General features: G+C 64.8%; 10 protein-coding genes. 6 read left to right on the forward strand and 4 right to left on the reverse strand.

Annotation, left to right across the window (positions count from 1 at the left end; genetic code table 11):
• Together A3E77_RS04425 and A3E77_RS04430 are read left to right on the forward strand one after the other, a co-directional pair.
• A partial coding sequence (locus A3E77_RS04425) for a nitroreductase family protein (protein WP_293643628.1) occupies positions 1 to 464 on the forward strand: 464 nt, incomplete at its 5' end.
• A gap of 57 nt (positions 465 to 521) precedes the next feature.
• The gene (locus tag A3E77_RS04430; protein ID WP_293643629.1) at positions 522 to 1,772 is read left to right on the forward strand and encodes a YceI family protein; all 1,251 of its coding nucleotides are present in this window, start codon (positions 522 to 524) and stop codon (positions 1,770 to 1,772) included.
• An 8-nt stretch (positions 1,773 to 1,780) separates the two neighbouring features.
• Here A3E77_RS04430 and A3E77_RS04435 read toward each other — a convergent pair whose 3' ends face one another.
• Genes A3E77_RS04435 through A3E77_RS04445 form a run of 3 tightly spaced genes read right to left on the reverse strand, consistent with a single transcriptional unit; the run spans position 1,781 to position 3,885 of the window.
• Positions 1,781 to 2,368 carry a GNAT family N-acetyltransferase gene (locus A3E77_RS04435; RefSeq protein ID WP_293643630.1) on the reverse strand — a complete coding sequence of 196 codons (588 nt, stop codon included), beginning with the start codon at positions 2,366 to 2,368 and terminating at the stop codon, positions 1,781 to 1,783.
• 24 nt (positions 2,369 to 2,392) lie between these two features.
• On the reverse strand, positions 2,393 to 2,845 hold the full coding sequence (locus A3E77_RS04440; protein WP_293643631.1) for a hypothetical protein: 453 nt from the start codon (positions 2,843 to 2,845) through the stop codon (positions 2,393 to 2,395).
• A 50-nt stretch (positions 2,846 to 2,895) separates the two neighbouring features.
• Positions 2,896 to 3,885: a threonine ammonia-lyase gene (locus A3E77_RS04445; RefSeq protein WP_293643632.1), complete on the reverse strand. Its 990-nt coding sequence runs from the start codon at positions 3,883 to 3,885 to the stop codon at positions 2,896 to 2,898.
• A 65-nt stretch (positions 3,886 to 3,950) separates the two neighbouring features.
• On the opposite strand from A3E77_RS04445, the gene A3E77_RS04450 reads away from it, so the two are divergent.
• From A3E77_RS04450 to A3E77_RS04460, 3 genes are read left to right on the forward strand one after another with little or no spacing between them, the layout of a single operon-like run.
• On the forward strand, positions 3,951 to 5,159 hold the full coding sequence (locus A3E77_RS04450; RefSeq protein ID WP_293643633.1) for a saccharopine dehydrogenase family protein: 1,209 nt from the start codon (positions 3,951 to 3,953) through the stop codon (positions 5,157 to 5,159).
• Between the two features lie 55 nt (positions 5,160 to 5,214).
• Positions 5,215 to 5,565, forward strand: a complete 351-nt coding sequence (locus A3E77_RS04455; RefSeq protein WP_293643634.1) for a DMT family protein — start codon at positions 5,215 to 5,217, stop codon at positions 5,563 to 5,565.
• 18 nt (positions 5,566 to 5,583) lie between these two features.
• Positions 5,584 to 6,756 carry a carboxynorspermidine decarboxylase gene (locus A3E77_RS04460; RefSeq protein WP_293643635.1) on the forward strand — a complete coding sequence of 391 codons (1,173 nt, stop codon included), beginning with the start codon at positions 5,584 to 5,586 and terminating at the stop codon, positions 6,754 to 6,756.
• A gap of 27 nt (positions 6,757 to 6,783) precedes the next feature.
• On the opposite strand, the gene A3E77_RS04465 is transcribed toward A3E77_RS04460, so the two are convergent.
• The gene (locus A3E77_RS04465) at positions 6,784 to 8,436 is read right to left on the reverse strand and encodes an FAD-dependent oxidoreductase (RefSeq protein ID WP_293643636.1); all 1,653 of its coding nucleotides are present in this window, start codon (positions 8,434 to 8,436) and stop codon (positions 6,784 to 6,786) included.
• A 244-nt stretch (positions 8,437 to 8,680) separates the two neighbouring features.
• On the opposite strand from A3E77_RS04465, the gene A3E77_RS04470 reads away from it, so the two are divergent.
• The coding region (locus A3E77_RS04470; protein ID WP_458574408.1) for a type III PLP-dependent enzyme domain-containing protein at positions 8,681 to 9,342 on the forward strand (662 nt) is incomplete at its 3' end.

Below are 9,342 nucleotides of genomic sequence, written 5' to 3' on the forward strand. Positions count from 1 at the left end.
ACAGCCGCGAGTTCCGCCGCTTCGACGGCATCGCCGACGATCATCGCGCCCGCCAGATCGAAATTGCCAAACAATTGTTCGGTGCCATGGGCATCGAACGCGAAGACAAGGACGCCCGGCAGGACTGGGTGCTGCGCGGTTTCCGCCAGTTCGACGCGCCGGTCAGCGTCGTCGTGACCTATGACCGCGTGCTGCTCGGCAGCGACATCGCGCCCTTTGACTGCGGCGCTGTCACCAACGCGTTGGTCAACGCCGCCTGGTCGCGCGGGCTGGGCTGCGTCATCAACAGCCAGGGCATCATGCAAAGCCCTGTCGTGCGCGAACACGCCCATATCCCCGACGATCAGGTCATCATGATCTGCGTCGCGATGGGCTGGCCCGATGAAGATTTTCCGGCCAATTCCGTGGTGTCAAACCGTAAGAGAGTCGACCAGGCGGTCCGGTTCGTCGGGTTCGACGATTGACCACCCGGCGCTCGATGGTGCGGCACACGCCCCTGCCTCGACGATGAAGAGATGATCATGCCGACACAGCGCTATAGCTATACCGCCATCACGCTTCACTGGCTCATCGCGCTGCTGCTCGCGTTCCAGATCGCGCTCGGCTGGGCGCTCGAAGGCAATAACGGTCCCGAACTCTTCGCGCGCTACCAACTGCACAAATCGGTCGGCATCACGATCCTGCTGCTCAGCTTCGCCCGCCTTGCCGCGCGCCTGTTCACACCGCGCCCACCCGCATCCGACGGCCCGGCCTGGACGCGCGCGCTCGCCAGCACGGTGCATTGGCTCTTCTATCTCGTGATGATCCTCGGCCCCGTAACGGGCTGGCTGCTCGTTTCGACCGCGCGCGTGCAGGTGCCGACTTTGCTCTACGGTCTCATTCCCTGGCCGCACCTGCCGGTTGGTCGGAGCTGGCACGAACCCGCGGAGGCGATCCACGGCGCGATGGCGTGGCTCGCGATCGGGCTGTTCGCGCTCCATGTCGCGGGGGCGCTGCGTCACCAATGGCTGCTCGGCAAGCCCGAGCTCCAGCGGATGATCCCCTTTGGACGCGGCAAGGCCGTCGGCGCGGCGATCGGGGCGCTGGCGGTTGTCGGCGCGGCCTTCGCTGCGGGCAATCTCATCTATCCCGATCGGCCGCAGCGGGTCGAAGAAAAGCAATCGGCCGTACCCGTCGCCCAGCCCGCCGCGCCTTCGGTTCCCACACCGAAGGTCGAGGAAACGCCCGAAGCCGAAACGACCGAAACGACGCCCGAAGCGACTGCCCAGCCGCTTGCGGACTGGACCGTCGCGTCGGGCGGCCGTCTTGGCTTCACCGCGCGCTGGAATGGCGAGGCCGTCAACGGCAGCTTTAACCGCTGGCGCGCCGCCATCCGTTTCAGCCCTGACGGGCTCGCCAAATCGACCATAAGTGTGACCGTCGACCTCGCATCGGCTGACACCGGCGACGGGCAGCGCGACGATTCGCTCAAGAGCAGCGATTTCTTCAACGTCCCTGCACAACCGAACGCGGTGTTCAGCGCGCGCGATATCCGGCACCTCGGCGGGGAGCGCTATGAAGCGCGCGGCACGCTCGACCTGCGCGGCGTTAGCAAGCCGGCAACGATACGCTTCACGCTGCGCATCGACGGCGACCGCGCGCGCGTTTCCGGGACGGCGCGCATCGACCGCACATCCTTCGGCGTGGGTCAGGGCGAATGGGCGGCCACCGACGCGATCGCGGCCGGGGTCGACATCGCCTTTTCCTTCACCGCGACGCGCCCGGCGTCCTGACGAACGCCTCAGCAGGGAGGTCGCATCATGCCCCAGAAATGCGGACCTGCGGGGATATCCCACTCGACCTGGGTGACAAAGCCCAGCCGCTCGTAGAGCGGTACATTTTCAGGGGTCGCGGTTTCCAGCCAACAGGGCAGTCCCGCGGCATCGGCAACAGCGGTCTGTGCGCGGATGATACGGCCGCCATGCCCTTTGCCCTGATGATCGCGGCGCACGCCGACATAGTGGAGATACCAGAACTGACCTTTTGGCCGATGCGCGTCGATGCTGGCCTGCACCTTCAATCCGCGCCGCAACGCGGTGCCGAATGTCGCGACCAGCGGCACGACGGTGCGGAGAAACTCTAGCGTTCCGCTATGCGCCTGTCCGGGCGCCCGCCATAGTGCCGCGGCTTCGTCGCCGCCGGAACGCAGCGCCAGTCCGGCGCGCATATCGGCGGGCACGAGCGTCCGAAACAGGCCGCCGAGCGCGCGGGCGCGATGATCGGCATCGGGCAATATCCACGACAGCGCGGGGTCGGTCTGGAACGCCTGCGCCAGCGTTTCGACCAGCGCCGCCTGATCGGCCCGACCGGCCCGGACGATCCCGTTCATACCCCGCCCCCGCTTACCATCCGATCAATCGCGGCAATAACCTTCGCCCTGCTTGACGATCAGGCATTCTTTCTTGCCCGCCAGATATTTCAGGCCGGTCTCGTCACCGCTGCCGCGGCGCAGGCTCAGCTCTTCGCTGCCGCGCTTGAACTTGATCCCATGTTCGCTGTCTTCGCCGTCATAGGTCCCCTTTGTGTCGAGGTCCGATTGCATTTCGAGCTTGTATTTTCCGGGTTCGGCGGTCGTGATCGTGGCATACATGCCCTCGACCCCGGTCCATTTGCCCGCCCAGCTGGCGAAGCGGTGCGGCGCGGTCGCCGGGTCGGTTGCCTCAGCGCCTTCGGGCGGGACCGTTTCGACCGGAACCTCGGTCGTTGCCGTATCGCCCGTTGCGGGCGCAGGCGCTTCGGCCTTCTCACATCCGCTCAGCAACGCCAGCGCAGCGGCGCCGGCCAGGACCAGGGCTTGTTTCGTCATCGTGAGTCTCCTTCGCCGCTTCCAACGCGCCGAGGGAACCAAATATCCCGTCATTCGGCAAGAATTTCCGCATAATGCCTGGGATCGATATTGCCCCCCGACAGGGTGACCAGGGTCGCATCGCCCAGTTCGACCTTTCCGGCGAGCACTGCCGCGAGCGCCGCGGCGCCGCCGGGCTCGACGACAAGGTGCAGCTTCTCGAACGCCAGGCGCATCGCATGGCGCACTTCCTGGCGCGTCACCACCACGCCGCGGACGCCGCGCGCCTGGAGCACCGCAAAATTGATCGGCCAGGTCTGCGGTGTCTGCAAGGCGTCGCATTCGGTGGGATAGGACAGATCCTCGACCGACATGATCGCGCCCGCGGCGAGCGATCGGGTCACATCGTCCCACCCTTCGGGTTCGACCGCCACGACATCGGCATAGGGACAAGCGAGCGCGAGGCCCGCCGACAGCCCGCCGCCGCCGCAACAGGCGATGATCCGGTCGGGACCGGCGATGCCGCGCGCCGCCAGCTGGGCGTGCGCCTCGATCCCGGCGCTGCCCTGCCCTTCGATGATCCACGGATCGCCATAGGCGTGGACGAGCGTCCCGCCGCGTTCGTCCAACAGCTTGGCCGCGACCGCATCGCGCGATTCGGTGACGCGGTCGTAAAGCACGACCTCGGCCCCCAGCGCGCGGGTTGCCGCAAGCTTCATCTGCGGGGCATTGCTCGGCATGACGATTGTTGCCGGGATACCCAGCCGTTTTGCCGCCCAGGCGACCCCTTGCGCGTGATTGCCGCTCGATACGCCCACAACCCCTGCCGCCGCCTGTTCGGGCGTCAGGTCGGTCAGTCGGTGCCAGGCGCCGCGAATCTTGAAGGCGCCGACCGGCTGGAGGCACTCGGCCTTGCACCAGATCGTCGTGCCACCGATTTCCATCGGCAGCAGCGGCGTCAACGGCAAAAGTTCGGCGACCTTTGCCGCGGCGCGTTCGACGCCGGCCAGCGTCGGCGCCCGGTTCGGGGCGAGCAGGGGATCGGGGCTTTGCTGTGTCATGGCTTCGTCCTATAGGGCCGGTCATACAAGACAAGGCGGCAAAGGTCCGCGACAGGAGATTTTCGATGAGCAAGATTCTGGTGATCGGCGCAGGCGGCGTCGGTTCGGTCGCGGTGCACAAGATGGCGATGAACGCCGACATCTTTCCCGACATCACATTGGCAAGCCGCCGCAAGTTCAAATGCGACGCGATCGCCGAATCGGTCAAGCAACGCACCGGGGTCACGATCAACACCGCCGAAGTGGACGCCGACCATATCGACGCGACCGCCGCGCTGATCCGCTCGATCGGCGCGACGCATGTCGTCAACCTCGCGCTGCCCTATCAGGACCTCACGATCATGGAGGCGTGCCTGTCGACCGGCGCGCATTATCTCGACACCGCCAACTATGAACCGCGCGACGAAGCCAAGTTTGAATATCACTGGCAATGGGCATATCACGACCGCTTCAAGGAAGCAGGACTGATGGCGTTGCTCGGTTCGGGCTTTGACCCGGGCGTCACCAGCGTCTTCACGACGTGGCTCAAAAAGCATCATTTCGACCGCATCGACACGCTCGACATCCTCGATTGCAACGGCGGCGATCACGGCCAGCATTTTGCGACCAACTTCAATCCGGAGATCAATATCCGTGAGGTGACCGCGGTGGCGCGTCACTGGGAAAATGGCGACTGGGTCGAAACCCCGCCGATGTCGGTGAAACAGACATTTGATTTCGAGGCGGTGGGCGAAAAGACGATGTACCTCATGTATCATGAGGAGATCGAAAGCCTGAAAACGCACCTGCCCGAAATCAAGCGCATCCGGTTCTGGATGACCTTTGGCGAGGCCTATATCACCCACCTCACCGTGCTCCAGAACGTCGGCATGACGCGGATCGACCCGGTGATTTATGAAGGCCGCGAGATCGTTCCGCTCCAATTCCTCAAAGCCGTGCTGCCCGAACCGTCCAGCCTGGGCGAGACGACGAAGGGCAAGACCAACATCGGCGTCATCGCGACCGGCCTCGGCAAGGACGGTAAGGAAAAGACGCTCTATCTTTACAATATCTGCGACCATGAGGACGCCTTTGCCGAAACCGGCAATCAGGCAGTCAGCTACACCACCGGCGTTCCCGCGATGATCGGCGCCGCAATGATGGTCACCGGGACGTGGTCGGGCGATGGCGTTTTCAACATGGAACAGATGGACCCCGATCCCTTCATGGACATGCTGAACAAGCATGGTCTGCCGTGGCAGGTGAAGGAACTTGACGGGCCGCTGGATTTTTGAATCGACTGCGCCCCTGCGGAAACAGGGGCGCGGACCGCTGTGATTGGGAGCAGCCATGACCGCCTATCTTGCGCCCATCGGGCTGCTGATCCTGTCGAACATCTTCATGACCTTTGCATGGTATGGTCACCTCGGCGATATGTCGCGGCCGGTGTGGCTCGCGGTGCTGATCGCGTGGGGCATCGCCTTTTTTGAATATTGCCTGGCCGTCCCCGCCAACCGCATCGGTTACGGCGTCTACAGCGCCGCCGAACTCAAGACCTTGCAGGAAGTCATCACACTGGTCATATTCGCCGGGTTCGCGGTCTTCTGGCTCGGTGAGAAGCTGACGGCGAACCACCTCGTCGGTTTTGGTCTGATTGCGGCGGGGGCGTTTTTCATCTTCAAGGGACCGATTGCGGTCTGACAGAAAGCTTGTAGCGACATGGAAACCCGTGCCGGCGATCCCGGAGCCTTTGCCCGCTTCGACCTCAGCCGTGTCCCCTCACCCGCGTTCGTCGTCGATGCCGCCAAGGTGCGCGCGAACCTCGCGCTGCTGCGCCACATCGGCGATGCGTCGGGCGCGCGCGTGCTGGCCGCGCTCAAGGCCTTTTCGATGTGGTCGCTGGGCCCGACGGTCGCAGACTATCTGGATGGCGTGTGCGCATCGGGGCTTTACGAGGCGAAGCTCGGCCGCGGCGAATATGGCGGAGAAGTCGCGACCTATTGCGCGGGCTACAAGGAAGCCGACCTGCCCGAAATTGCGGCATTGTCGGATCACCTGATCTTCAACTCGCCCGGCCAGATTGCGCGCTTTCGTCCGCTGCTCGACGAACTGCGCGCAAAGGGCGAGGCGTTCGACGTCGGCCTGCGCATCAACCCGATGCACAGCGAGGGCGAAGTCGCGAAATATGATCCCGCCGCGCCGTGCAGCCGCCTCGGTTTTCCGATCAGCCAGTTGTTGCCCGAACATATGGAGGGTGTCGACGGCATCCACATGCACAGCTTGTGCGAGCAGGATTTCCCGCCGCTGGAACGCACCTGGAATGCGGTGCAGCCCATGTTGCGGCCCTTCTTCGGCCAGCTGAAATGGCTCAATTTTGGTGGCGGTCACCACGTCACCCGCGCCGATTACCAGGTCGACGACCTGATCGCATTCCTGAAACAGGTGCGGGCGGCGACCGATTGCGACGTGATGATCGAACCGGGCGAGGCGATCGCGCTCGACGCCGGCATCCTCGTCGGCGAGGTGCTCGACCTGTTCGACAATGGCATGCCGATCGGGATCACCGACATTTCGGCGACGTGCCACATGCCCGACGTGATCGAGGCGCCATATCGGCCCGCGATGCTGGGCGAAGGTGCCGACGGCGTCCCCACCCGCCTCGGGGGTCCTTCGTGCCTGGCAGGCGATGTTATCGGCGATTACCGCCTGCCTGGCGGTGCCCGTATCGGCCAGCGTTTTGCCTTCCTTGATCAGGCCCATTATTCGATGGTCAAGACGAACAGCTTCAATGGCGTGCCGCTGCCGTCGATCTGGCTGTGGGACAGCGAAAGCGACGAATTGAAGCTGATCCGCGAGTTCGGTTACGAGGATTTCAAGACGCGGCTGGGGTAGCTTCCCGCCGCATCGCTCCGCGAAAGCCTATCGGGCAACCAGTTCGGCCAGGGCTTGGTGGATGTCGCTGACCACCACCGATCCCTCGCCCACCGACGATGCGACCCGCTTCACCGAACCCTTGCGGACATCGCCGATGGCGTAGATGCGCGGCCAGCTCGTTTCGTAGCGGCTCGGCATCCGGTCGAGCGACCAGCCCGCCCTGACCAGTTCGAGCGGCGCGATGTCGGTGCCCGTTTTCACGAAGCCCCGATCGTCGCATACCATCTCCTTCGGCAGCCACGTCGTGTTCGGGCTGGCGCCGAGGAAGAGGAACAGGAAGCCGCAGTCGCAATGCCCCTCCTCGCCCGTTTCGCGGCAGCGGTAGGTGAGCCCCGCCAGCCGGTCCTCGCCGTGCAGCGCGACCACGTCGGTCGACCCGATGATCTCGATATTCGGATGCTCCTCCAGTCGCCTGACCAGATATTCGGACATCGTATCGCGCAAGCTTTTGCGGCGGAAAATGACATAAACCTTTTTGGCGACGCTCGCGAGATAGATCGCCCCCTGCCCCGCGGAATTGCCCGCGCCCACAATCGTGACCTCGGCATTGCCGCACAGCTGGGCCTCCATCGGCGTCGCGCCATAATAGATTCCGCGCCCTTCATAGGCCTCAATCCCCTCGATCGGCAGCCGCTGATATTGCGCGCCGCTGGCGACAACCACCGCCCGGCTGCGCAGCTTGCGGCCGTCGGCGAGGTGCAGGCAATAGGCGTCCTCGTCGCGGGCGATCGACGCCGCGCGGACGGGCGCGACGATCCGTGCGCCGAACTTCTGCGCCTGCACCGTCGCGCGGCGGGCCAGCTCGTTCCCCGAAATGCCCGTCGGGAAACCCAGGTAATTCTCGATCTTCGATGACGTGCCCGCCTGCCCGCCCGGTGCGAGCGAATCGAGCGCGATCACCGTCAGCCCTTCGGACGCCGCATAAACCGCCGCCGCGAGGCCGCCGGGGCCGCTGCCGACCACCAGCACGTCGGCGGTTGCCCCGTCGGGGAGCAGGTCGAGTCCCATCGCCTGCGCAAGTTCTTCGGGGGTCGGCTGGATCAAAATGTCGGTCGCGCCCAGGATCACCGCGGGCAACTGGTCTTCGGTCAGCCCGCGCTCGGCCATCAGATGCCCCGCGACAGGGCCGTCGGCGGGATCGAACCAGCGGTGCCCGACGCCATGCTTCATCAGCAGGTCGCGGAGCGCATAAACGCTCCGGTCGAGTCCCGCGCCGAGGATGATGATCGCGGCGAAGCCGCGCACGTTACCGAACTCGCGCCGCGCCGCGAACACCCGCACAAAAATGTCGGAGAAATGGCTGTTGCCCGCGATCAGCCGCTGAAAGCTCTCGTGCGGGATGCGCAATATCTCGCCATCCGCCCCCATCACGACGCGCGACAGGTGCCGCTGCCCGGTGAGCACCGACAGGTCGCCCGCGAACTGCCCGCGCTCCATCCACCCGACGCGGCGGCTTCCCTCGTCGGTCTGGACGAAAATATCGGTGTGCCCCGACAAGGTCACGATACAGTCGGGCGCCATCGTCCCCTCGGCGAGGATCAGATCGCCCGCGCGGTGCGATTCGACGGTGCCAAACGCGATCAATTCTTCCAGCTCGGCATCGCTAAACGTATGATTCACGTCGGCAGGCGGGGTCATGCAGCGCGGTCCTTTCGAGGGAGGAGGCCGGGAGCAATAGCCCGAAATCGAGCGCCTGTCCCCCGGTTACCGCGCGTGGGGCCCGCTTCGGCGCGACTGTGACCGCCGCGTTACAAAATTGCGCGATAGGGTCTTTACAGGGGGGACCCCCCTGCATATATCGCCCTCCGCTGCCCCAGGGGGACTTCCAATAACCGCAAGGCAGCCTTGTCGTTTACCGTTTAATTTTTGGGGGTCCCTTGCGTTGCACCAGCATCATAGCGCCCACGGGCTGATTCAGGCACTTTCGCCGGTCGAACCTGTCACGCTCGTCCGCCCGCACGCTGCGCGGCGTGCGGCGCGTTTCTTCATCGAGCGATTTCCCGGCACGACCATGTATGCGGTCAAGGCGAACCCGTCGCCGGACCTGCTGCGCGTGCTGTGGGATTCGGGTGTCACCCATTATGACGTCGCCTCGATTGCCGAGGTTCGCCTTGCCGCGCGCACCCTGCCGCAGGCGACGCTCTGCTTCATGCATCCGGTGAAGGCGGAGGAAGCGATTTCCGAAGCTTATTGGAAGCATGGCGTGCGCACCTTCTCGCTCGACACGATGGACGAGCTGGAAAAGATCGTCCGCGCGACCGAGGGCGCTGCCGACCTCAACCTGCTCGTGCGCCTGCGCGTATCGTCGGACCACAGCAAGCTCAGCCTGGCCGCCAAGTTTGGTGCCGAAGCCGACGAAGTCGTCGAATTGCTGATGGCGACGCGCCAGGCGGCTGATGCGCTCGGTATCTGCTTTCACGTCGGCAGCCAGGCGATGACGCCGCACGCCTATGCGCAGGCGATGGAACGCGTCCGCGCGGCGATCGTCGCCGCGTCGGTCACGGTCGACATCGTCGATGTCGGCGGCGGCTTTCCGTCGTCCTA

Source organism: Sphingopyxis sp. RIFCSPHIGHO2_12_FULL_65_19 (genome assembly GCF_001830555.1).
Taxonomy (GTDB): Bacteria; Pseudomonadota; Alphaproteobacteria; order Sphingomonadales; family Sphingomonadaceae; genus Sphingopyxis.